Source organism: Mucilaginibacter myungsuensis (assembly GCF_015222005.1).
Classification (GTDB): Bacteria; Bacteroidota; Bacteroidia; order Sphingobacteriales; family Sphingobacteriaceae; genus Mucilaginibacter; species Mucilaginibacter myungsuensis.
Genome location: NZ_JADFFL010000005.1, coordinates 216,634 through 238,696, shown reverse-complemented (window position 1 = coordinate 238,696; position 22,063 = coordinate 216,634). Strand labels below are relative to the sequence as shown.

Genomic DNA, 22,063 nt, shown 5'->3' with positions numbered 1-22,063 from the left:
AAACAATAGTCTATGAAACAGCAAGTTAATGAAGATGTGAACATCAGGCCACAGTTGGATAAAGCCTGCGGACTTGACATGCACAAAGACAAGATCGTTGGTTTTATTTCTTCAAAAGATGGCGGCGATCAGAAACTCCGAGAGTTCGGTACATTCACCTGCGAACTCAAAGAGATTAGGGACTGGCTACAGGAAAACGATGTCGGGCACTGTTTAATGGAAAGCACGGGGATTTACTGGATGAGTTTATACGCGATATTGGTAGAGGCCGGAATTGAGGTTGTAGTTGCAAATCCCGTTCATATCAAGCAAATGCCCAAGCGAAAGACCGACCGAAAGGATGCTAAATGGCTTTGTACTTTATTATTGCACGGATTGGTCAGGCCAAGCTTTATGCCTGACTTTACACAAAGGATTATTAGGGATTATTGTCGGAACCGGCTGTTTTACACATGGCAGCTTAACCGTATTCGGAACAGGTTGCTGAAAATATTGGAAAGCAACAATATTAAATTGCGGTCTGTAATAAGTTCAATCAATACATTGTCGGCAATGGACATGATCCGCTTGTTAGCCAAAGGCGTAACCGATCATGAACAGCTTTTAAATTGTGCCAGAGGAAAAGTTAAGGAAAAGAAAGAATTGCTTATCAAGGCATTGGACGGCACATTACAGCCGTATCATCATACGCAACTTCAAATGTTGCTGAACGATTACGATCATGTTCAAAAACAGATCGACTTTTTAGACACCTCAATCAACGAAATTATTGCCCAACATTACGCAGAAGCATTTCATTGCCTCGACAGTATCAGCGGGATAGGTGTCAAGTCAGCAGAAATCATAATCAGTGAAGCAGGCAACGACATGAGCCGCTTCCCAACCGCAGATCACTTTACCGCATGGTGCGGTATCGCACCCGGGAATAATGAAAGTGCCGGAAAGCGTATGAATACAGCCATTCGAAAAGGAAACAACTACCTACGTGTTGCTATAGTCGGTGCAGCATGGGCTGCCGTCAGAATAAAAAAGTCTTATTGGCATGCGTTATTTGATAAGCTACGCAAACGGATGAAAGCGCAAAAGGCGATTGTTGCAGTAGCAAGAAGATTACTTAAAGTGGTTTACAAAACATTAGAAACGTTGACCGTTTACCAGGAAAAAGGCATTGCACATTTTGTAGACTTGCAGGCAAAAGCCGCATTGTATCATCAATCAAGATTGGCCTGGCCAAATACAAACACCGATTGAACGAACTTAAAAGGACGGAAAAGGTAATAGAAATAACAGTCTGAAACCTAAGCTGCCAAACTTATAGATAGCGCCCAGGCTTGTTCTAAGAGAACGTAGAGGAAACTTATTTTTTAAATTAAAAGCCGCAAGTATTTTCATACCCACGGCTGCTTATCTATTTCTTTTTTAGAGGAACCTTATCACAATTGACCGGCGGAACGCTGGTCAGTGGGCACAATATAAAATTATACCTTCATTTTAGCGCCTTTGCGTGACTTTTTTTCGGGCGCAGCCTCCTGGCCCTGCGCTTGTTTCTGATCTTTCTTACTGTCGTTCTTGAGATCCGCCTTCTTGTAATGTTCCAATTGCTGAGCTTCGCCTTTCCAATTGGTCAGGTTAACACGATGCTCGGCCGGGTTGGCTTCAAGGAACAGTTTTACTTCCTTACCATCTTTCATCGCACTTACCTGATGACGGTTCCCTTTTTCAAGGGATTTCATGAGTTTGTCACGGGCACCGGTTTCGTTTATACCTACGATGTCGATCTTATCCACGGCACGTTCCGGCTTATAATTCCAGCCGTCACCGAAGGTCTTCAGCTTGAAATTACCGTTCTCCGTCTTATTCTCTTTATCGATCACGATCCAGGCATTGTACTTTTCATTTTCCAGATTTTCCAGTTGCTTGTACACTGCCCGGCCTTCCATCAGGTTGTAGGCTTCCTTCGCGGTAATGCCGCCAATTTTGTTGATGTAAAAGGTCTGCTGCATGTCCTTTTCCCGCAGCGAGGCATCGTATTTATTAAAGAAATACATCTCATTGGTTTTGCCTTCTTTGTAGTGTAAAGTGTAATCTACACTTTGCTTGTTGTATTCCTGATCAGTGGTCAGCGTGAATTCTTTTTTTCCGGCTTTAATGTTTTTTGCCAGTTCATCATTCAATTTTTCACCGAACCCAAGGTTCAGCAATTGCTTTTGCAGATAGCTTAAATTTTCCGTGTTCATAATATTTGATTTAATTAACGATTGATCTTTAGAAGAACCGGATATTCATCCTTCAATTTAACTTTGATCTTTTTGATCTTCTTGCTGAAAAGGTCCTTTGCGGCATTGATGCCGCCCGCAGCAGCCTGAACGCCGAGGCTCTGGTCCATGGTGAGCAATTGCATACTTTGAATGGTATTGTCTGCTCCATTCCCGGCAGCACCTGCCAGTTCCGCTTCGGGCGCGGGGATGCCCGGCATACCATCCAAACTGAATACGACGAGGCTGACCGGCACGATCTGTTTATCCAGCCGGATGTTTTGAATAGTAAGCAGCAGCCGCTGATTAGTGATCTGACACGAGCCGAATATTTCCTGCCCTTTGGGCAATAACTGGCCCTTGATCGTCGCCGTGTCGGTCAGGCGAAGCTTAACAGAAGCACCATCTGCCACTTTTTGCTTACCGTCGATCACGGCCGGAATAGCGCGAAATGGTTTTGCAAATTCAGTAACAGCAGGTTTGGTCTGCACTGCCGAAGGGTTTTGAATTGCCTGGATCTTATCCAGCATTTTACTCAGTTCCTGCATTTCAGGGTCAGGTTTATTATTCTCCGTATTGGCTCTGTTCATCATTTTCTTGATTTGCCTGACCTTCTCTGGTTCACCATAATCGTAGGAAGCGGCGGGTTCAACAGGGTTCTGTGGCTGATCAAGTTGCTTATGCAGCATAGCCAGCTTGGTCTGTATCTTTTGAGCCTGGTCATCCGGCGTCGTTACCGGATCTTGGGTTGGCGTTTTGTCCATGCCAATTGACTTTAGAAATGCCGGACTGATGCCGTCCTGGGATGAGTCCCGCTGTGCGGTCTGGTAAATCTCCATTTTATCTGAGCGGTCTTTCTGCTTAAATTGCGCCTCCGGCAGATCAGTGTCCAGGCCGGAGTTGTGAACAATCTCTTGCTGGCCGGACTTGCCGCCGCCAAGCGCCCAAAAGGCCATTGTGATGAAAGGAATGACCAGTAAAGGCAATACGAGCAGGAATTTTCGTTGCTTTTCCATATCAGTGTTTTTTAAGGGTTAATGAATCAGTTGGTAGCAAGCCGGATGGTTTGCCAATATTTCCGGGTAACCGGTTGTTGTAGGTTTTTCCGTCAAACCGAACGTACCGTACGCATAGCCATAGCAATGCAAGAAAAACCAGACAAAAGCCGAAGAAGTAGAATACCGGTCTGTCGCCCCGCAGGTCATTGAACCAGCGGCTGAAACGGTCGATGATATTTCTGAACATTGCTATCTGATAATGGTGGTGTCGCGGTTAGCAATAGTCTCCCAATGCTGTATCAGGAAACCATGCGGATTATTATCAGAGCGGCTCACGTTTCTCAGGTAGCCTTGTGTGATCAGCATTTTATAGATGGTAGAACTTGAGCGGATCAGTTTTTGCGTTGCAAAGCACTTAAAAGCGTAAGGGTAACTGTTCATATCCAACTGGATGCTGTCAACAGCTACGCTCTGGCTGATGTTACCGGAGATCAGATTGTTGTAATAGCTTTTCTCCTTTAAATTATTGTACTGGGTGCGGGCGGTCTCATCCGCGAGATACATCGCTTTACTGATATTGCCGTTGATCACCTTTTCATCGGGATCAAGGGTGAAAAAATAATGATGGAACATCCTGATGTGATCCCTGGCTTCTACCGGAATGTTGTCTTTCCGGTCGGCTGCTATAGCCTCCAGTGCTTTACCGTTAGCCAGCACATAAATATGCGCCGATGACTTTTGGTAAGCCGCAAAGGCGAAATATATCGCCGCGACAGAAATGATAGCACTGGTGATGATAACCAGGGCGACGATCCTTTTATTTTGCTGAAAAGCAGATTCGATATTTTTGAGGTGAGTGAACATAGCTTTTAGTTTTTTGCATTTCCGTTTAATTTTTCTGCCTGGTGATCATTGCCTGCTGACCGGTAACCTTCGCGGATATAGCTTGGTGTATTGATGATGTTGGTGGCACCACTGGCCATACGTTCACCGGCGTTTGCCCCGGCAGTCGTTGACATCGAACTCGCAGAACTCAGGCCGATATGTGTAAGATTAGTGACTTTATTGAGCAGGCCATTACTGCCGCCCGGATTGATGATGTAACCGGCGACCGCCGGGACAGTGAAATAACCGACTATGCCGATCAGTAAAAAAATGAGGTAAGCGGTGTCCGTAGAACTGAAGAATGTGTCACCGGCATTATTAACCTGTTGAATATCCAGCTTCAGCATGTTTTCCTGCACTTTACCAATGATCGTTCCGAAGATGTTGGCGACCGGTAACCACAAAAAAACATTGAGGTATTTCGCCAGCCAGGTGGTCAAGACATGCTGAAGGCCATCAAAAACGGATAAGCCGAAAACGAGCGGCCCCAGAATAGCAAGTACGACGAGGTAGAACGTCCGGATCGTATTGATGCAAAGCGCAGCTGCTTCATAAACGACCTGTAGCACCTCACTCATCCATTGTTTTACGCTATTTCTGAACTTGTAACCGGCCTTGTCCATAGCAAACTTGACATCATTGCCAAGACCTTTTAACAGTTTATCGTTGCTGCCATCTTTATCTTCCGGATGGGTGTATTTATACCATTTGTCCCGATCTCCATCACCATCGTCGCCGACATACATCTGCCAGGTATCCGTTTTTTCTATTGCCGCTTGTTTTTGCGCCAATAGCTTAGCGATGGCTGCGTCGGAATTTTTCACCATGCCAGCGGTAGTTTTGACCACCGGGTTCATCACACCGTTGATCACAGCGATCACGGTCGGGAAAAGCAGGATCGCCAAACCTAATCCGAAAGGACGCATCAACGGATAAAAGTCGATCGGTTCAGCGCTGGCCAAATGACGCCATACTCGGGCGGCGATATACCACAGCGCCCCGAAACCGGCGATCGCGCGGGCAACGCCGATCAGGTCACTGCATAAGGGCAACATCTCATTGTATACACTATCGAGGACGCTCTGAAGTTCGTGAATATCATCTGCGAGGCCGTCGGCGCGGGAAAGTAAGGGAATGCCTATCCCTGTCAGCGTCAAAAAAACGCTGAAAAATATCTTCTTTTTCATGCTGGTGGGCTTTAGTTTATAGCGTAGAGTTTTTTAAGTGAACGGGTATCATGGAGGTCTTTACTCCGCTGCAAGCTAAGGATGACTGCCTTTCGGTTAAAGAATCTTAGAAATTGTAGTTGTTCAACACTACCGTTGTAGATCCGCTCTATAGCCCGGAGCCGGTCGTCGTCCGACATGCGAAGGTTACCGGCAGTGGTCACACTCACCAGATCATCTGTGTTAGCGTTGCTTTGTTTGACCAATTGCCGGAAAACGTTATCCATATAGCTCAACTCATTATTATTAAAAGACCCGCTTTGCCTGAATAAATTGGAATACCTGCGATATTCGTTTAAAATATCGTTTTGCTGCCCGATGATCTGTCCGACCCTTGGATTATTGCGTACCGCCGGGCTGACCGCCATCAAGCCTGTCAGGTAAACATTGTGCAGGTTGAAGTTCCCTTTGGAAAGGTTTGATATCGTGCCATAACCTTGCTGATAGATCTGATAACCTTTCTTCATATCTGAAAGTATAGCTTTGAATTGCGTTAGCTTTTCGATGTTCAGCAGCAATTGCTGTAACTCCGTCGATTGAGCATAAGCTCGGACACCTGTAGCGGAGACGATCAGTATTGACGCGATCATCATTCCGAAAATTTTATTGATTTGCATACAATTGATTCAAAGAGTTAACATCCTGTTTTTCCTGGCTTTTGTTCTTGACATAAAGCTGAATTTGTACTAAAAAAGTGGCGGAGAAACGGTAATTATCCTGCATAGCTTGGTGAAGCCTCCCCAAATGCCGGATTCTTTCTTCGTCAGACATTTTTGTTTGATGATCCCCGAGGATAACCTCAAGGTCATTCAACCTTGCCTCACAATCGTCCAGCAATGCCTTGCAGACTTTACCGACATAATCCTTTTCATTGCTGTTCAGGCCGGCCACCTTCCTGATCTTTTCTGACTGGCTGATGATATCGCTTTGCCAGCGAAGTATTTCCGCAGTTTGAGGATCACTTTTCACAACAATACCCGCGTGATCAAGCCGGTCATAATACACGCCATGGAGGTCGAATTCGCGGCCAACATAGCCACCGATAGAACCCAAACCGCCTTTAGCGATACGATAACCTTTTGACAGATATCCGCTATAAACCTGCAGCGCAGCGATCTGCTGGGTGAGGTATTTCTTCTGTGTGTTTTTTTGGCGAAACCATTCAGAAAAACTCTGGGCCCGCACGCCGGAACTTATCAGCAACAGCAAGAGGGTTGTTTTAATGTAGGCCATAATAATTTTTGATGGTTTGTATCTCGTTCAGGTCCTTACCGCGGTGAAGACTCAAAAGCATATTCTGATTGTTGTATTGCTTCAGGTCACTGTAGTTCTCATCAAGCCGGTCACCTGCCAGATTGATAGCTTCCAGCCTTTGCTGGTCGGTCATCTGCGTTTTTCCAGGATTGACGACCATCATGATCTGATCCAGGTTCCTGGCGCTGGCTTCAAGAATGCCAACGTAAACACGTCCCATTTCTGTGATCTCTTCGGGCCTGAAACGCTTATCCGACTGGATAAGTTGCCAGGCTCGTCTGTATTCACCGATCATAGCGATCTGCCGGATGGAGAGGTCTTTGATCCGTTGATAATAAGCTATCGTTGATCTTACTTTCCATAATTCCTTGTAGTATCCATCGTATAGTGCCCGCTGCTTATCCGTCCAATTGGATATCTCGTCGAGCCGGAACTTGGACAATTCATTTTCAATGGTTTTTTGCGCATTTTGCAGCCAGATCGTTTGGTTCTGCATCCGCTGAACCTTAAGATCGATCGCTTTGATGACTTTTTTGACGACCAGTTTGATCGCTTCAGCGGCGACGATTTGGGCCGAAGAACGATTAGTAAGACCAATCAGTGCTATTGTAAGAATTACAGCTAATCTTTTCATGGTTCAATCAATTTATAAGTAGTTGTTCCAATACTTATCTCTTTTTCACCAGGTTCAATAACAGGCGAATCTGGGTCATTAAACCTCCACCTTTGAACGCTCCATTCTTTTGGTTTTAATTTGCCATTCCTGATTTTTTGGTAGCCTGTACGCTTGGTTACAATATTATCTTTTATAATTATGGTGTCGTCAGCCACAGAGAACTCATTCTTCCATTTTGCTACGTAAATACCATCCGGAGATTCACTGCCACATGCAGAAAAAATGACGACAGTCGATACTGCCACGCATTTGATCAGATTCGTTTTCATACTGCATTGATTTTAGTTAGTTAATTGTTCTTCCTGTACGATCACCGCAATAGCCTTGCGGATGTCGCCGTATTTTGCTTTGTACTTTTTCACCTTTGCTTTTTCAGCTGATTCGGTAGTGTAGGTCCAATATTCCTCCCGGCTGACCTCGGTTCGGTAAACCCGCGATAATTGGCCATTGAGGGAGATGAATACTTCTTTGTATTTATAGCGTTCGTCATTGGCCCGGTTCATACTCATAATGAGTGCGGTTTCCTTGTCCGTAATGCCAAGCAATTGCTGGATCTTTGGAAAGTCATTTTGATACTTGCGTTGGTCAAGCAGAATTTTACAATCGCTATTATTGATAATAGCTTGTTTAACGACCGGCGACGAGATGATGTCTTCGATATCTTGTGTCACAACTAAGGCTTCACCAAAGTACTTGCGGACGGTTTTAAAAAGATATTTGATGTATTCGGCCATGCCTTCGCGGGCGATCGCTTTCCATGCTTCTTCGATCAGGATCATTTTGCGGGTTTCTTTTGGCAGCTTCCGCATCTTGCTGACAAAAGTTTCCATAATGATCAACGTCACCACCGGAAAAAGAATAGGATGATCTTTGATATTATCCAGTTCAAAAACAATGAAGCGGCGATGCAACAGGTCGAGGTTTTCGGTAGCGTTCAGCAGGTAATCATACTCGCCGCCTTTGTAGTACGGCCTTAAAACGAATAAGAGGTTGTCGATATCGAAATGCTGATCTTTGACTTTGCTTTGCTTCATCGTGTCGTAGAAAGGACCTTTTAAAAACTCGTAAAAGGTATCAAAGCAGGCAAAGCTTTTTAACTGTTCGTAGTAATGGAACAGCGCATCGGAAATGGCAATGTATTCTGACCGTTGCACGCCTTCATCTTCTTTCTTCCAAAGCGCCAGGATCATCGCCTTGATGCTTTCCCGCTTTTCGGTATCGAGTGTATCGCCTTCGCCAACATAAAATGGATTAAAACTGATCGGGCTGTCCTCAGAGTAAGTAAAATAATAACCACCCACGAACTCGCACAGCCCTTCGTAGCTGTGCCCAACATCCACCAGTACGATATGAGCGCCCTGTTCGTAATAACTGCGCAGCAAATGATTGGTAAAAAAAGATTTTCCGCTTCCTGATGGTCCAAGGATAAATTTATTGCGGTTCGTTGTGATACCGTTTTTCATCGGTTCATCGCTCAGGTCAACGTGCAGCGGCTTGCCCGACAAGCGGTCACCCAAACGGATGCCGCAGGGTGAAAGGCTGCTGCGGTAATTCGTTTCCAGGTTGAAAAAACATGCGGCCTGCTCAACGAATGTGTCAAAAGTGTCATTGACCGGAAAATTACCACTGTTGCCCGGCAGTCCCGACCACCAGATCTGAGGCGCACCATCAGTCTCCTGCTTTGGCTGAGCATCGAGTTGGGCCAACGCGGAACTTACCTTGTTCTTGATGTCTTTAAGTTTTTTGACGTCATCCGTCCAGGCCATTATATTAAAGTGCGCTTTTACCGGAAGCCGCTGCTGGCTGATCGCCTCATGCAAATAGTCCTGGGTGGCATCACGGCCAATAGCGTTCTCGCGGGAATACGCAGACAGCGATTGCAGCCGCAGCTTTTTTGCTTCCAGTTTTTTGATCGTTTTGGCGCCATCTTCAATGAAAATGTACTGGTTGTAAATATGATTACAGTCAAGCAAGGCCCCGACGGGACTTGCAAATCCTGTACTGAATTTGGTTTTATCGGTGCTATACTGGTCATAGGTGATCCGTGGCCCGCACATTGCAGGTAAATATTCTGCTTCAGCCAGCGTGTAGAGCTGGCAGCTGTTATCGCCGATACGTATGCCGTCCGCTAAATGAATATCCTTCAATTCAGGTTCATCATCGCGCCCGAGCAGAAAGCAATATTGTTCCAGCACACCGGGGGAAACCAGCGTTCCGGCCAGCTCATCATCGCTGAGCCTGCGCATTTTTACTAATCCGCTGTCTTCCATGACCCGTTTGAACTGCCCCGCGCTGTCATTGAAATTTCTGAAAAGTTCGGCATCGGTACTTTCCGCAGGCGTAAGCCGCTTCCGCAGCAAACTACTCGTCGCACTGGTCACCTGACGGTAGTTCTCAGGCCTTTTGGTCAGGATGATCAGACTATGATGAGCGAGATATGGACGCTCATTAAAGAACTTCTCACTTGCATGGCTTAGAAAGGTTTTATCACCAAATGTTGCCTGATAGGCGGTTTCCACGAACCAGTCCTGTTTATGGAAAATGCTGTTCTTAGGCAGCAGTTTGATCGCTTTGACCCAGGTTTGATGGAAAGCGAGATATTCATCATTCGACAGCGTGAACAACTCGGGCAACTGAATGTCAAAAGCGATGCTCAGTTCACCCTGCATGGAAAGGATGCTGTCATGCTCTACTTTGTAGATCGGAAATGCCTGTTCAGCGTTTTTCATAAAAAAGCCTCCTTGATCTGAATTTTAAATAATCCGGTATATACTTGCGGGCATTCCTTTTCATCAGGCCGTGCTCGCCATACTTATGGCTTAACTGAAATACCTTGTAGAATAAGCCACCTCCTAAACCGCCTATAACCAAAATGCACAAGTAAACCGCCAGGCCAATAAGGTAAAGCACAGCGAAAAGCACGAGCAGGGCCACGAGGCCGCCGCCGAGATAACCGATATATTGTGCTTTCAGCCCTTTGAATTCGATGGGCTTGTTAATGCCCTTGTTGATCTGGTAACTCATACGCCGAAGAATGATTTTAAAACCGTGGCGACCACAACCAGAAAGATGCAACTGCCGAACCAACTCGACGCAACTTTACCGGTATCATTTTCGCCATCGTTCCATTTCTTATAAACTTTGATCGCACCTACCAAGCCGACGATAGCGCCTATCGCATACATCAGATTGGTGCCGGTCGCGAAGTAACTTTTGACCTGATTCGTGGCCTCATTGATACCGGCATTGCCATCTTGCGCAAACGCCGATATGTTCAGCAGCAGCAGTACCGCGACCGCATAAAATTTTCTCATGTTCGTCTTCATACTCGTGGAATTAAAAGGTTAAAGGCCATTCCGTTTCTTTCACGGAAAAAGGTAAACGGCTTTCTGCATACTCGCGCAGCGGTCGTATGATCGCGGGCAGGCTGATCTCATCGCTGAAAACTTCGTATTTGCCGATCAGTAGTTTAAAAAGCGAAAGGAACTCGCTCTTGTCGTTATTATCGCTGTAGGCAGTGACCAGTACCTTTGCTTCAGCGAGCAGTTCGTCGGAAGGGCCGGCAGGCAGGGTTTGATCATCGATGTCGTCGGGTTCGGCCGAACCGAAGATCAGCTCATCCGCAGGATGGACACCGGCATCCGGGTCCGCTTTGGCTGCGCCCATAACCACATTTGAACGGGTGGCTACCGGCGGCAGCTGACTTTTAACAACCGCTTTGATCTTTAACTTCGCAGCGATCTCTTTTGAATAGAACCGAAGCCCGACATACGCATACCAGGCAACGCACAATAGTAAAATGGCAGTCAGATATTGCTGCCAGGAAATAGCGTTTAACATACCTTTTGTATTAGTCCCGGAAGCACCATGCTGCCGGGCTAAACAAAGGTCAGGAGCGCTGAAGATCTTATATTACAACACCTGCGCAGGTTGTGTCGTTTATCCTGATAGAATGGTTATTATGGCCTCAATTGGATCACAATACGCTGAACGCGTGATGCTCAGGCGCTCAGTTTGTCATTGATCAGCCGAAGCAAGGCGTCTGTCAGCTTACTGAGAAATATGGGGATCATCTTTTTCCTCCGGCTGATGTCAATGATCTTATGATAGGTTTCTTTGATCTCCATCTGAAAAACAAATTCAAAGATGGCGACCAACTCGCTGACATCTACGTTACCGTTATTGACCGACCCGGACGCTTTCAGGGAGTAAATGAGTTCGACGGCGTCAGTTGGGCTTGCTGTCCAGTTAGGGTGTTGAAAAGGGAAGATCTTGCCTGATTCTATGGGTGTGATATGACCATTGCCGACCCGTGCATGCTCCGACCGGAGATAGTCCTGGAACTTTTCGTTGGCAATGATCTTTGAAAGCTTATAATCGTGACTGGTACTGTACAGTTCATCTTCTTCAAAATCCTCCAGTTCCATCTGCACGTCAAAGCCACCGCGTGTAAAATATACCTGATCCAACTGCGAACTGCCCGAACGGTAATACTGATAGAAAGCCTTGTTGTTATCGAAAAAGCGTTGCAGATCGGACAAGTGAAAATTGATATAACTAACGACCGCCTCTTCACCGCCGGCCGGGAACTGCATCAGAAAATTATAGACATTGATGAAATAAATGTACTTGCTGTAAAACAAAGGCTTGATCTCCTTAAAAAAGATGATCTCTTCATTTTCGTTATCGAAAGCGTAACCTGAAATAAACTTTTTAAGCTTTGTCATTGCCTTTTTGCAGACCTTGATCGACTCTTTGAGTTGTTCTGCATGTGAACCGCTGTTTACATTCAGCTCGTTCAGTTGGTTAGCCATCGCGTTATAGATGCGGTCAGTATAAGTTCTCATAGGTAGGTAGATTATTTGGATGTAAGGTTCAGTTTAAGGTCAATGTCCGCAAATGCGTTTAGCACCTTGTCCAGGTGTGCTTTGGTATGGGTAGCCATAACGTTCATTCTGATCCGGGCATTCTTTCTCGATACTGCCGGATACATAATAGGATTGGCATAAACCCCTGCTTTCAGCAACAGATTACCAGCTTCAAGGGTCTTCGCGATCTCGCCGATCTTGACCGGTATCACCGCAGACGCAGTTGTCCCAACATCGAAACCCAGTGAGATAAGCCCGCTTTTGAGATAGGTGATATTATCCCATAGGCTTGCCTTCCATTGCGGTTCCTCATCGATGAGTTCAATGGCACGGATGATGCCACCGATCGCCGGTGTTGCTGTGGTTGAGAACAGATGCTGCTTGGATTGGTATTTCAGGTAGTAGACCACTTCCGCTTTGGCGATCACGTAGCCGCCAATATTTCCCAGTGCTTTGCTGAACGTGCCTGTGATAATATCAACCTGGTCGAACAGGTTAAACATTTCGATCACGCCGCGGCCCGTTTCGCCAACTACGCCGATCCCATGGGCATCATCTACTACGAGGTAACCTCCATATTGATGGGTTAAACTGGCGATCTCATCAAGGATCGCGATATCCCCGTCCTGGCTGTAAACGCCGTCAACGATGACAAACTTGGTGCGGTACTTGTCCTTTGACAGTTTGAGGATCTGTTCAAGGTGTTCCAGATTATTATGAATGAATTGTTTGGTGTTGGTGTTCAGGCAGCCCTCATAAACACTGGCGTGAACCGCCATATCCAGGATAGCGATGTCTTCCGGATGCAGCAGGCACTGCAACGATGCACTGTTGGCCGTATAGCCCGTCGTGTATAAAATGGCATCCTGCCGTCGGTAGAAAGCGGCGATCCTTGCTTCCAACTCTTGGTGATAACTGAAGTGGCCGCCAATGGCCGGGGAAGCGCCGGAGCCTGTTCCGAATTCCCTGATGCTTTTGATCACCGCCTCTTTGATCTTAGGGTGCTGGCTAAATCCGAGATAATCATTTGATACCAGACAGATCGCATTTGTCGCTGATGTTTTCCCTGGAAGTCTCAGCTGCATCTCCGGCCCGACCGGGCTGAGAGATTCTATGCGATAGTTGAGATGGCCGTTTTCCCGGAGGAAATTAAGGTAGCGTTGAAACTCATCAGCGGTTTGAAAAGCATCCCATCCCGGAATGTTCTCGAAGTCTTTAAAACTTGCTTTTTTAAAATCTATGGTCATGTGTAAGGGCGTAAAAACACATAAACTTATTGGTTAAAAAAGCCCGAAATGGTGACATGGTGAACTATTTTAACAAAAATTTAACCTTCGCTTTATATTTTTCTATGTCACCACCTGGCGGTGTTTTCAGCTGTTTCTTTGAGTTTTTTCAGACCTGGCCCCATCACGAAACTGAGCGATATGAATAAAGCAGAGATCATTGCAGAATTACACAAAACCCTGGGCTTGTCGGTCGTTTTTCAGGAGAGATTATCTGCGCTTCTTGTTGAAGAGACCTATCAACCTCATCAGATCATCGACTCGCCGGGTAACCAGCATCATCGTATGTGGCTGACCGCATCTGGTATCGTACGTACTTATTATTTTAACGACCAGGGTAAACAAATAACAGAAGCCTTCTATCTGCCCGGCGAACTATTGTTCTTTTGGGAGGGCTATCTTTCGCATCAGATCGATCATTACGTGGAGGCATTGCAACTTACCCGTGCGCTAACAGTGCGTTATGCCGAAATTCCCGCGATCAGACAATATCCCGAAGGTGATGAACTGATCAGATATTTTATCGCAAAATACCGGGCTACTGAACTGTTTAAAAGCCGCCTTTTGTCGAAGAGCGCCGAGGAACGCTACCGGGATTTCAGAAAAGCTCACCCGATGATTTTCCGGGAAGTCCCGTTGAAATTTATTGCATCATATCTGAATATGACCCGTGAAAACCTGAGCAGGTTGATCGGAAAAGAGAATTGATCACAGAAAATGGTGATCTTTTTCCACCAAACTCGTAATTGCCTTTATCTGTAAAAATTTGAGGTCGTAGGTAGATTTGGGTATGTACTATCTCAGACGAACCTTAGCCATCGAGATGATCAGTGCTTTACTGATCTTATTATTCGTTTATACAGCCGTAAGCAAATTGCTTGATATGCAGGCTTTTCGCGAGCAAATGTACAATCAGGAATTTCCCGCCTGGCTGGCTGACCTGCTGATAACAACCTTGCCTGCATTAGAGATCGTAACGGCGGTACTGATACTTTTTCAAAGAACCAGGCTTACAGGGTTAATGATCTCTTTCCTGCTGATGGTATTATTTACGACCTATATCCTACTTGTGATTGCGGGCTATTATGACAGGACACCATGCTCATGTGGCGGGGTACTCAGATCCATGGGTTGGACTACGCATTTGCTATTCAATCTTTTCTTTACGCTGATCAGTTTTCTCGGCATACGTTGGAGCATCAGAGAAAGGAGGTCTCCGCAAATATAATTATCCTTTCTGCCGCTGACCGTTTTCGAAAATGATCACCGTCCGCCGTTCACATCTACCATCGACAAGAGTAGTAAAATCAAATTAATATTAAACCAAAGTTTTTTGTGCTTTTTGATTGAATAAAGCATACATCATTATGCGTACCATGAAAATGAATTTAGCTTTAGCAGGTTTATTTGTAGGTGTATCTGCCGCCTTTGCTTCTAATGTGCACAAGCCTGCAAAACAGGCTACCCAGCAGTGGAAACGTAATTCCTCAAACGTCTGGTCAACGATGAACCTGTCCAACTCGTGTACTCTTTCCAACCGGGTTTGTAAGGCAACCTTTGATGCCACCTACGATCCAAATACCGCCAGTAGCTATAACGATGCCATCAGCCATGCTGTTTCCATCGATGTGCCTAACGGCTTCAGCAACTAAATAAAAGTCCGTCTCAGGATATAACTGAGACGGACTTTTGATTGATTTCATGCCGAACTAAACCGAGTACTTTAGAAAATCCCTTATACTAGAATCCCGGATCAACCGGAGGCTCTACCGTTAGCATAGACGGCAATGTATCCCACCGCAGCGGCCTAACGAAGGCGCAATGCGACGATATCAAAAATGATATTCATGGTGCTACCACTTCATGAAAGACATGTCCTTGCGATTCATGATCCAGAAATGGAGATCAACGGATAGCGTTTGATGTTAGACAACTCGTTATCAAGGTAAACGCGTCTTTGCTTGCGCGCTTGTTCACGACATTCTCAACCGGACATGATTGCTGCGGTTATGGGCACAAAGCCTTCTTTTTATCATAACATCTTTCAAAATTTGTGTTGCTCTGTCAATGGTGCTGGTGTAAGACGACTTAAGTAACCGTGGATATATTGAAAACCCTTCCGGGTTTACAACATACCCACAGTTCAAACAATAATAGATTTTTTTTGAAATAGGAATATCAATGTTGGGTATTAAGTTTTTATGTACCTGGACACCCGGTCCGGCTGATCACCAACCCTTGTTATGCGATTATCTCGGATTCTGCGTAATGCCGCTGATATTGATCTCATTATCCGGAATTGGAAAAAGATACCGCAGCGAATGGGGTAACAACGTGTATTCCGTAACGTCTATATCACGTTTGAGTGTGACGGCGAAGCGGCTGTCCTGATTTAGGCGGCGCAGGTCCGTCCAGCGGGTACCTCTGGTAAGCAATTCTTTTCTGCGCTCTGTCAGTATCAGCCTGAGCACCTGTTCAGGGTCGGTAACCGTAACCGGGTTGATTGTGCCGCTTTGATACCGTCTGCTCCGCAACAGGTTCAGGTCTTTCAGGGCATCCGCTATCCGGTTGGTACGTGCAAAAGCTTCCGCTCTGGTCAGATAGAGCTCATCCGTGGCCAGCCCGGCAAACATGCCATAAGAAAAAAGATCGCCAGTATAACTTCCTTTAAAATTACGGTCCGCTCCGTTCTGCTCGATCAGCAGCGTTTTACGAAGGTCATTTGTCGTATAACTGTTGGCCAGTTCTGCTTCGACTACAGTAGAGGGCAGAAAATAGCAGGAATAGAGGTTGAATGCATAGAACAATATTTCCGGGTTGCTGCCCATGATGCCCACCGGCAATGATCCTCCCGAACTGGCGTCGAGATCATTGTAGTCCAATAACCGGTCATTGAGCTTCAGGCATTCGTTTGCAGCATTCGCTGCCTGTTCGTATTCCTGCATCGTTAGGTAAGTCCTCGCCAGCAAGCCATAGGCTGAAGCCTGGGTCGGGCGGGTCGGTAGGCCATTTACCTGCGGCAGTAAGGTCGCAGCGGTTTGCAGATCTGCGATCAATTGCCGGTAGGCCGCTGCGACGGTTCCCCGGCCCGGCCGGTTACTGACGTTCGCGGTGACCGGAACGGGTACGCCCGGGTCAGTTGCTGCGGTCGCCGGGGCATAGGGCTTGGCGAACAACTGTAGTAACTGGTACAAAGCGAAACTGCGATAGAACAGGGCGCTGCCTTTCAATTGTTTTGCCTGGCTGCTGGTTTGCTCCAGGTCTTGAAGCCCGTTCAGTACAACGTTGGCATAAAATATCTGCTGGTACGGTGTATCCCAGTCCGGGGTAATGGGCAGACCTTCATAGATATCTGCCGCCCATAGGAAAGCATTTTTCTCCAGAGGCAGTTCTACCTGATCAAGTCCGTCAGCCGTATTATCCAGGTCATCGGAGGCGATGATATTCATGCCGGGAGCGTAATTCATCGTGTTGCTGTTATCCAGTAAAGCCTGGAAGTCGCTCAGCGTGGTCGGCACCAGCAGCGCCTTATTAGGTTTCTTGTCGAGGAATTCCTTTTGGCAAGAGGTCAGGCTCAGTGTCAGGATCAGAATCAGAATGACACAGAGCAGGATATGATGTATATACTTCATTTGCTTTTATTTAAAGGTTAAACTGATGCCTGCGGATAATGCGAACGGCGGGGTCTGGTAGGCCCAGTCCGGGTCAATATCCACTTTCGTTGCTTTCCAGAGCAGGCCGATATTGTTGGCGTAAAGGAATACTTCAGCACGGCTGGTCCAGCGATTTGTCAAACGCGTGCCGGGTTGCCAGGACAGTCTGGCGTCCTGCAGCCGGACATGATCGCCTTTCTCGACCAGGGCCGAGGAGTACGTATAGAACAGGTCGCGGCCGTTGTTCCGGCTCTGAGGGGCTGATGGCACATTCGTACCGGTCTCGTCACCGGTCTTTTGCCAGCGCCGCGCATAGTCGCCATGACCGTTGGCCAGCCCCATATCACTGCCATAAATGATCGAGTTGAGCCGGAAATAATACCCGAGCCGATAGCTTACCGAGGCCGAGAGCGTCAACTGTTTCCAGCGCACGGTATTGCGCCAGGCACCGAACCAGGTCGGTCTTGCAGCACCATGATAGATTACCTGTTCATCCGGCGTGTTCCCTAAAATTGCGCTGTAGTTGTTGCTGACCGCGCCGTCCAGCATGCCCTGCGGATCACCCGTATTCGGGTCGAGCCCAGCCCAGGCATAGCTGTAGATCCCGTAAAGTGGTTTGCCTTCCACCGGAATATTTTGCTGCACATAAGCGCTGGCGGATGACTTGAGCAAAAACCGGGTGACCTTATCGGTGGCGTGGCTAACCAGCAGCGTCGATAGCCAGGTGATCTTTTGCTGTTCGATGATCCGCCCGGTCAGATTGACATCGATCCCGTTACCCTGCGTCTGAGCCGTATTGCCACGGAAGGTAATGATCCCGGACGAGGCCGGGTATGGCGCGTCACCGATGATATCGGTGCCTTTTTTTCGGTAATACTCCACGCTGCCTGAAATTCTGCTGCCTTTCGTGGCGAAGTCCAGCCCGACATTGAACATCCTGATCCGTTCCCAGCGAAGATCGGGGTTTGGCGGGTTGGCGATACTGGCGAAAGGATAGCCGGTATATTGCCCGGCACCACCGTAATAGTTGGCCGTCGTGTAGGCGGACAATGTTCTTTCCAGGTTGCCGCTCACCCCATATGTAGCACGTAGTTTCAGTGAGGGCAGCCAGTCTGCTTTGTAAAAACTTTCTTTGGCCACGTCCCAGGCCAGTCCGGCTGACCATAGCGGTACGCCTTTCTGGTTGGTATTCACCCCGAATAAATTAGAACGGTCGAACCGCGCACTGCCTGAAATGATATATTTTCCGTCATACGACCAGGAAGCGTTGCTGAACCAGGACACAAAATTATCGGTGAGCAGGTTGCTCTTTTCCACGTTGGGTATGCGGCCCGATGAGTTCGGATTGTAGAAGTAAGGAAAGTTCGACACATAGTCTACTGGTTGGCTCGTTCCGTGCTCCTCGTCATAGCCATAGTAACGGAAAGTACGGCCCTCGGTGCCGATGTGGCGCAACTCATAACCCGCCAACAGGCTCAATTCGCTCCGGGTACCGAATTGCCGGTTATAATCCAATTGACCACGTACATAATGGGTCTGGGCATTGCTTTGCTCACCGGTGAAGATACCGCCGGAAGGTACCGGGCGGTTGATCGTTCCATCGGCGTTGACCGAACTGTAGCGGTTGACCAGGTCTCGTGCGAAATAGCTGGCTGCACTTTGCAGGTTCTCCCCGGTGATGCCGCGATGCTCATACAAATATTTCAGTTGCAGGTTCAGTCCTGTAATGATCCGGTAGCCCAGCCCGGTACTGATCCGCAGGTTCTGTGCCGTATTCGTGTTATTGGCCAGTGCCAGGTCTTCTAGCGGGCGGTATTGCCAGTCATTCAGCCCCGATTGTTCTGCGCCTTGCAGATACGATAAGCGAAAGTCTTTGGTGACCGCCGCCGGATCGCCTTTGTTACTGGTCAGCCTGGCATAGGGATAAAGCCGTTGTCCACCGTTCCAGAAAAGCGTGCCGGGGTTATTATTGCTGGTACGCTGGCGGCTGAACAGGATGTCACCACTCAGGGACAGGCGCTTGTTGAGCAGCCAGATCGTATTGCCGGCGTTCACCGTGGCTCTTGACAGGTCATTGCGCACCAGGTTACTTTGGTTCCGGTCCAGGCCCGCCGACAAATGATAGCTTTGATCATCCGAGCCGCCCGTCACTTGCAGGGCATATTGCTGGTTCACGCTTTTCTGATACAGGTAGCGGCTGTAGTCATCCCGAAGGTCCCGGCCTTTGAGGGCTTCGATCTGTTGCTGGGCTTCGGTGGCGCTGAGTTTACCGTCCCGCTGCGCGATGAGCAGTTCGACCACCGGGGACAGCGCAGGATGATTCGCCGATCTTTCGTCGCTCTGAAAGTAGTTTTTGGCGAACAATGTTTTTTCCAGTTCGATGTAGTCGGCCGTGCTGATCCTGGGTTGTGCGTACAGGTCAGGCTTTTCGCCGACGGTGATGTTGGAACTCACTGCAACTGTAGGTGCCTGGTTGCGTTTGCCTTTTCGGGTGGTGATCACGATCACACCGTTACCGGCCCTGGCCCCCCAGATGGAGGCTGCGGCGGCATCTTTCAGCACCGTTACGCTTTCGATATCATTAGGGTTGATGGCAGATACATCACCTTCATACGGGAAATTGTCCAGCACGATCAGCGGGTTGGCATTGGCAAAGAGCGTACTGCGCCCCCGGATACTGATCGGGTTGTTCACGCCGCCTGCCGTGGCACTGCGGTTAAAACTTAATCCCGGCACATTATCTTCCAGGCGGCTCAATACATCGGTACTGATGCGCCGCTGGAGCAGCGAACTGTCCACCCGGGAAAAGGAGCCGGTAGCGCGTTCCCTCGGCAGGTTCTGGTAACCGGTGCTGACGGTGACCTCTTTGAGGCTGGTCTCCTTTGACCGCATGACGATGGAGATCTGCAGCGATCTTTGCGGATCGATGATATAGGACGTCGTATCATAGCCAATGAAGGTCACGATGACGATTGTTTTGCCAGCCGGCACATTGATGGTGAATTTTCCTTCTGCATTGGTTACAACGCTTTTTTTCAGTGCGGGAAGGCTGATCGTCGAGCCGGGAAGCATCTGACCATCGCTACTGCTTACCGTGCCGGTCACATTATAGTTTTGCTGGGCGAAGACCGGTACCGAAATAATGAGTGTGAGCCAAAGAAATATATATATTTTCATCTTGTGCCTCCTTTTATAGTATTCGTCACTGCCGCTGGATGATCACGGATAATGAGGAAGTCAGCCTTCCTTTCTTCCTGTTCGAAACGGAGGTCATATTTTGCCAACTCTTTATTGATGGCATCAATGTTATTTAAAGCGGCATCGATATCAAGATCAACACGGCCTTGGTAGCCGGTACCATCGACGACCGTCAAGTCCGCATTTCTCATGCCCATTTGCATGGTTAACTGAAATAGAAAGCTGTTTCTTATCTTCACATGAACGGGATCTATTTCCACACTTGCTCCGCCACCTTTGCTTTTAAATTTTTCAATACCTGAAGTACGTTTCAATACCAGGCATTTCGTCGCCCGCTTTTCTACGCGCGCCTGGTATTGCGGAAAGTAAAGTTCCATATCCTGTCGCATTCGATGGTATGCGGAATCGATCAAGGCTGGTGGAAAATGTAGTTCGTAACAGTACCCCACGCCACTCTGTAACCAGTTGAGATAAGGTTGCCCATATAATTCGGTGGTGAGTTTTATTTTGTCTTTCACCTCGTAAATGACGTTATGCTCTCCCATGAATTTCATACCATTCCCATACGCGGTCTCCATCAATTGCGAAATGGATTGATTCCGGGCACTGATCTTGATCCCGTTGATGGAATCCACCTTTACCGTCGTGCCGACCTCTAATCCGGGCATATAGTCACTGAGGAAGCTGTGGGCAAAAAGCTTGTTGGGCTCTCCACCATTGCCGCCCAAAAACAAGGGTTTGCTTTTATCGTAAATAACCTCGGTGACCTCCGGCATTTCTTTTTGTTCGGGATTGATGCCTTTCAGGTAGGCCGCAATAGTTTCATCATCCACCTGTTCGAAGCTGCTAAAGTTCGTTACGATGCCTTTTTTGTTGATCCACACGTAGTGCGGCAGGTATTGGTAAGGGAACAGTGCAGATAGCGCGCGGTCATCGGTGACCGACGGTACCGTTATCTGAAATTTTTGTTGCTGCTCGATGCGTTTATAAAAGGCGTTCACCGTTGCGGCGGGCTGTGTACTGACCGATATGAATTGTAACTGATCCGCATATTTGGTTTGCAGGGAATCCATCTTAGGTACCATCTTCACACAGGGGGCGCACCAGGTGGCCCAAAAGTCAATGATGATGGCTTTGCCTTTGAAGGCGGATAGTTTAAGGGTCGGGGTTTTATAATGCTGGACATTGGTGATCGTGAGGTCCGGCAGGCGGTCACCGATCGTCAGGGGGCTGTTGGGGCTGTCCTGTGCGCTTGCGCTGGAAAAAAGGCAAAGCGTGGCCAGGACACTGTTTAGTATCATTTTTTTCATGGGATCATTTAAGATTTGAAGGAATTGTTCAGGAAAAGGGATGCGCGATAACGGCGGCCCGCAAGAGCTTAACTATTAACTGATCGCCGGCCTGCCGTTACCGGGAGGTCATTCGGGCGGGCAGATAACAAGATGCCAGAGCTTAAGCTTGATCGTTGTGCGGTTCATCGGAAATGGATTGATCGTTCAACAATTGCTTGATTTCGGCCTCGTGGTAAATGGCGCTGACCAGTTCGGGTAAATGGGTTAAACCCTTATCCTGTAATTGTTGTAGATCGATCCCTTTTTCCGATAGCGAGTGATAGAACCAGTCATGCAATTCCTGCTGGAACTGCTCATAAGGAATCTGAGCAAAGCGTTCCATGATCCCGGTCAAAGTACCGAAGTCAGGTTTGTTGTTTTTTGGTTCTAAGTTTTCCATGACATTGAATTTGTTTTCAAGTATGGAGTCCGC

The 22,063-nt window shown here is 47.5% G+C and carries 23 protein-coding genes; 4 read left to right on the top strand and 19 right to left on the bottom strand.

Annotation, left to right across the window (positions count from 1 at the left end; translation table 11 throughout):
• Positions 1-12: 12 nt before the first annotated feature.
• Positions 13-1,251, top strand: a complete 1,239-nt coding sequence (locus IRJ16_RS14600) for an IS110 family RNA-guided transposase (protein WP_194112343.1) — start codon at positions 13-15, stop codon at positions 1,249-1,251.
• 227 nt (positions 1,252-1,478) lie between these two features.
• On the opposite strand, the gene IRJ16_RS14595 is transcribed toward IRJ16_RS14600, so the two are convergent.
• From IRJ16_RS14595 to IRJ16_RS14525, 15 genes are all read right to left on the bottom strand, one after another.
• Complete coding sequence (locus IRJ16_RS14595; RefSeq protein WP_194112342.1) at positions 1,479-2,237, bottom strand: hypothetical protein; 759 nt, start codon at positions 2,235-2,237, stop codon at positions 1,479-1,481.
• A 14-nt stretch (positions 2,238-2,251) separates the two neighbouring features.
• Positions 2,252-3,271, bottom strand: coding sequence for a conjugative transposon protein TraM (traM, locus tag IRJ16_RS14590; protein WP_194112341.1), 1,020 nt, complete (start codon positions 3,269-3,271; stop codon positions 2,252-2,254).
• 1 nt (position 3,272) lies between these two features.
• The gene (locus IRJ16_RS14585) at positions 3,273-3,500 is read right to left on the bottom strand and encodes a hypothetical protein (RefSeq protein ID WP_194112340.1); all 228 of its coding nucleotides are present in this window, start codon (positions 3,498-3,500) and stop codon (positions 3,273-3,275) included.
• 2 nt (positions 3,501-3,502) lie between these two features.
• Positions 3,503-4,117 carry a conjugative transposon protein TraK gene (gene traK / locus IRJ16_RS14580; protein WP_194112339.1) on the bottom strand — a complete coding sequence of 205 codons (615 nt, stop codon included), beginning with the start codon at positions 4,115-4,117 and terminating at the stop codon, positions 3,503-3,505.
• A gap of 5 nt (positions 4,118-4,122) precedes the next feature.
• Positions 4,123-5,325, bottom strand: coding sequence for a conjugative transposon protein TraJ (traJ, locus tag IRJ16_RS14575; protein WP_194112338.1), 1,203 nt, complete (start codon positions 5,323-5,325; stop codon positions 4,123-4,125).
• 11 nt (positions 5,326-5,336) lie between these two features.
• Positions 5,337-5,957, bottom strand: a complete 621-nt coding sequence (locus IRJ16_RS14570; RefSeq protein WP_228080172.1) for a TerB family tellurite resistance protein — start codon at positions 5,955-5,957, stop codon at positions 5,337-5,339.
• A gap of 10 nt (positions 5,958-5,967) precedes the next feature.
• Positions 5,968-6,597 (bottom strand): hypothetical protein, encoded by a 630-nt coding sequence (locus IRJ16_RS14565; RefSeq protein ID WP_194112336.1) that lies wholly within the window; start codon positions 6,595-6,597, stop codon positions 5,968-5,970.
• Positions 6,584-7,252 carry a conjugal transfer protein TraI gene (locus IRJ16_RS14560; RefSeq protein WP_194112335.1) on the bottom strand — a complete coding sequence of 223 codons (669 nt, stop codon included), beginning with the start codon at positions 7,250-7,252 and terminating at the stop codon, positions 6,584-6,586. The genes IRJ16_RS14565 and IRJ16_RS14560 overlap by 14 nt, the downstream gene beginning before the upstream one ends.
• Positions 7,249-7,563, bottom strand: a complete 315-nt coding sequence (locus IRJ16_RS14555) for a hypothetical protein (protein WP_194112334.1) — start codon at positions 7,561-7,563, stop codon at positions 7,249-7,251. The genes IRJ16_RS14560 and IRJ16_RS14555 overlap by 4 nt, the downstream gene beginning before the upstream one ends.
• Positions 7,564-7,575: 12 nt before the next feature.
• Positions 7,576-10,023, bottom strand: a complete 2,448-nt coding sequence (locus IRJ16_RS14550; protein WP_194112333.1) for a TraG family conjugative transposon ATPase — start codon at positions 10,021-10,023, stop codon at positions 7,576-7,578.
• Complete coding sequence (locus tag IRJ16_RS14545; RefSeq protein ID WP_194112332.1) at positions 10,010-10,318, bottom strand: DUF4133 domain-containing protein; 309 nt, start codon at positions 10,316-10,318, stop codon at positions 10,010-10,012. Before IRJ16_RS14545 ends, IRJ16_RS14550 begins: the two co-directional genes overlap by 14 nt.
• A complete protein-coding gene (locus IRJ16_RS14540; protein WP_228080170.1) occupies positions 10,315-10,608 on the bottom strand; it encodes a DUF4134 domain-containing protein in 294 nt (97 codons plus the stop codon). The genes IRJ16_RS14545 and IRJ16_RS14540 overlap by 4 nt, the downstream gene beginning before the upstream one ends.
• Before the next feature lie 22 nt (positions 10,609-10,630).
• Complete coding sequence (locus IRJ16_RS14535) at positions 10,631-11,134, bottom strand: hypothetical protein (RefSeq protein WP_194112330.1); 504 nt, start codon at positions 11,132-11,134, stop codon at positions 10,631-10,633.
• A gap of 161 nt (positions 11,135-11,295) precedes the next feature.
• The gene (locus tag IRJ16_RS14530; protein WP_194112329.1) at positions 11,296-12,141 is read right to left on the bottom strand and encodes an RteC domain-containing protein; all 846 of its coding nucleotides are present in this window, start codon (positions 12,139-12,141) and stop codon (positions 11,296-11,298) included.
• Between the two features lie 11 nt (positions 12,142-12,152).
• The gene (locus IRJ16_RS14525; RefSeq protein WP_194112328.1) at positions 12,153-13,409 is read right to left on the bottom strand and encodes an aminotransferase class I/II-fold pyridoxal phosphate-dependent enzyme; all 1,257 of its coding nucleotides are present in this window, start codon (positions 13,407-13,409) and stop codon (positions 12,153-12,155) included.
• 180 nt (positions 13,410-13,589) lie between these two features.
• Here IRJ16_RS14525 and IRJ16_RS14520 point away from each other — a divergent pair, with 180 nt between their 5' ends.
• From IRJ16_RS14520 to IRJ16_RS14510, 3 genes are all read left to right on the top strand, one after another.
• Entirely contained in the window at positions 13,590-14,156 is a 567-nt protein-coding gene (locus tag IRJ16_RS14520; RefSeq protein WP_194112327.1) for a Crp/Fnr family transcriptional regulator, read from the top strand.
• 82 nt (positions 14,157-14,238) lie between these two features.
• On the top strand, positions 14,239-14,676 hold the full coding sequence (locus IRJ16_RS14515) for a MauE/DoxX family redox-associated membrane protein (protein ID WP_194112326.1): 438 nt from the start codon (positions 14,239-14,241) through the stop codon (positions 14,674-14,676).
• Between the two features lie 118 nt (positions 14,677-14,794).
• Entirely contained in the window at positions 14,795-15,100 is a 306-nt protein-coding gene (locus IRJ16_RS14510) for a DUF6520 family protein (protein WP_194112325.1), read from the top strand.
• Positions 15,101-15,697: 597 nt separating this feature from the next.
• Here IRJ16_RS14510 and IRJ16_RS14505 read toward each other — a convergent pair.
• The 4 genes from IRJ16_RS14505 to IRJ16_RS14490 form a co-directional block, all read right to left on the bottom strand.
• Positions 15,698-17,080, bottom strand: a complete 1,383-nt coding sequence (locus IRJ16_RS14505; protein WP_194112324.1) for a RagB/SusD family nutrient uptake outer membrane protein — start codon at positions 17,078-17,080, stop codon at positions 15,698-15,700.
• Between the two features lie 6 nt (positions 17,081-17,086).
• Positions 17,087-20,278, bottom strand: a complete 3,192-nt coding sequence (locus IRJ16_RS14500; RefSeq protein ID WP_194112323.1) for a SusC/RagA family TonB-linked outer membrane protein — start codon at positions 20,276-20,278, stop codon at positions 17,087-17,089.
• Positions 20,275-21,609: a TlpA family protein disulfide reductase gene (locus tag IRJ16_RS14495; protein WP_194112322.1), complete on the bottom strand. Its 1,335-nt coding sequence runs from the start codon at positions 21,607-21,609 to the stop codon at positions 20,275-20,277. The genes IRJ16_RS14500 and IRJ16_RS14495 overlap by 4 nt, the downstream gene beginning before the upstream one ends.
• A 142-nt stretch (positions 21,610-21,751) precedes the next feature.
• Positions 21,752-22,030, bottom strand: a complete 279-nt coding sequence (locus tag IRJ16_RS14490) for a hypothetical protein (protein ID WP_194112321.1) — start codon at positions 22,028-22,030, stop codon at positions 21,752-21,754.
• Between the last annotated feature and the right edge of the window lie 33 nt (positions 22,031-22,063).

Coding starts and splice junctions, on each gene's coding strand:
- IRJ16_RS14500 (WP_194112323.1), bottom strand. CDS start 20,278: ATGAAAATATATATATTTCTTTGGCTCACACTCATTATTTCGGTACCG.
- IRJ16_RS14595 (WP_194112342.1), bottom strand. CDS start 2,237: ATGAACACGGAAAATTTAAGCTATCTGCAAAAGCAATTGCTGAACCTT.
- IRJ16_RS14550 (WP_194112333.1), bottom strand. CDS start 10,023: ATGAAAAACGCTGAACAGGCATTTCCGATCTACAAAGTAGAGCATGAC.
- IRJ16_RS14515 (WP_194112326.1), top strand. CDS start 14,239: ATGTACTATCTCAGACGAACCTTAGCCATCGAGATGATCAGTGCTTTA.
- IRJ16_RS14555 (WP_194112334.1), bottom strand. CDS start 7,563: ATGAAAACGAATCTGATCAAATGCGTGGCAGTATCGACTGTCGTCATT.
- IRJ16_RS14490 (WP_194112321.1), bottom strand. CDS start 22,030: ATGGAAAACTTAGAACCAAAAAACAACAAACCTGACTTCGGTACTTTG.
- IRJ16_RS14545 (WP_194112332.1), bottom strand. CDS start 10,318: ATGAGTTACCAGATCAACAAGGGCATTAACAAGCCCATCGAATTCAAA.
- IRJ16_RS14540 (WP_228080170.1), bottom strand. CDS start 10,608: ATGAGAAAATTTTATGCGGTCGCGGTACTGCTGCTGCTGAACATATCG.
- traK (WP_194112339.1), bottom strand. CDS start 4,117: ATGTTCACTCACCTCAAAAATATCGAATCTGCTTTTCAGCAAAATAAA.
- IRJ16_RS14560 (WP_194112335.1), bottom strand. CDS start 7,252: ATGAAAAGATTAGCTGTAATTCTTACAATAGCACTGATTGGTCTTACT.
- IRJ16_RS14600 (WP_194112343.1), top strand. CDS start 13: ATGAAACAGCAAGTTAATGAAGATGTGAACATCAGGCCACAGTTGGAT.
- IRJ16_RS14570 (WP_228080172.1), bottom strand. CDS start 5,957: ATGATGATCGCGTCAATACTGATCGTCTCCGCTACAGGTGTCCGAGCT.
- IRJ16_RS14520 (WP_194112327.1), top strand. CDS start 13,590: ATGAATAAAGCAGAGATCATTGCAGAATTACACAAAACCCTGGGCTTG.
- IRJ16_RS14505 (WP_194112324.1), bottom strand. CDS start 17,080: ATGAAGTATATACATCATATCCTGCTCTGTGTCATTCTGATTCTGATC.
- IRJ16_RS14495 (WP_194112322.1), bottom strand. CDS start 21,609: ATGAAAAAAATGATACTAAACAGTGTCCTGGCCACGCTTTGCCTTTTT.
- traM (WP_194112341.1), bottom strand. CDS start 3,271: ATGGAAAAGCAACGAAAATTCCTGCTCGTATTGCCTTTACTGGTCATT.
- IRJ16_RS14535 (WP_194112330.1), bottom strand. CDS start 11,134: ATGTTAAACGCTATTTCCTGGCAGCAATATCTGACTGCCATTTTACTA.
- IRJ16_RS14530 (WP_194112329.1), bottom strand. CDS start 12,141: ATGAGAACTTATACTGACCGCATCTATAACGCGATGGCTAACCAACTG.
- IRJ16_RS14585 (WP_194112340.1), bottom strand. CDS start 3,500: ATGTTCAGAAATATCATCGACCGTTTCAGCCGCTGGTTCAATGACCTG.
- IRJ16_RS14525 (WP_194112328.1), bottom strand. CDS start 13,409: ATGACCATAGATTTTAAAAAAGCAAGTTTTAAAGACTTCGAGAACATT.
- traJ (WP_194112338.1), bottom strand. CDS start 5,325: ATGAAAAAGAAGATATTTTTCAGCGTTTTTTTGACGCTGACAGGGATA.
- IRJ16_RS14565 (WP_194112336.1), bottom strand. CDS start 6,597: ATGGCCTACATTAAAACAACCCTCTTGCTGTTGCTGATAAGTTCCGGC.